Origin of the sequence: Pleomorphochaeta sp. DL1XJH-081, assembly GCF_049310885.1 — a bacterium.
In the GTDB taxonomy this organism is placed as follows: Bacteria; Spirochaetota; Spirochaetia; order Sphaerochaetales; family Sphaerochaetaceae; genus CAYZJV01.
The window spans coordinates 1-275 of the sequence record NZ_JBMDYO010000089.1; the positions used below are offsets into that span (position 1 = coordinate 1).

The 275-nt window shown below is 55.3% G+C and carries 1 protein-coding gene; it reads left to right on the top strand.

Translation table 11 applies throughout. The annotated features are described in order from the left end of the window. On the top strand, positions 1-275 hold a 275-nt coding region (locus ACODJP_RS14005; RefSeq protein ID WP_422482541.1), incomplete at both ends, for a putative mucin/carbohydrate-binding domain-containing protein.

A 275-nucleotide genomic window follows, 5' to 3' on the forward strand; every position in this document is an offset into this window, starting at 1 on the left:
GCCCCGGCGCAGTGAACTGCTTAAAGCGTATGCCGATGTCCTGCCTCAGGATAATAGCGATCCGGGCGAGTTGACGGGCAAGAGCGTAACGCTCAATCTCAAAGGGCAGGGAAATAACGAGTTTTGCCAGATCGTTATCGATAATAAACAGCGCGTAATGACGGTCGATACGCGGGCCGGCACGCCGCACTCGTATTACACCTCCCATACCTATGCCAGCATTACGGTGACCGGCGCGGACGATATAGTCGTTTATCAACGCAGCTACGCCGGTG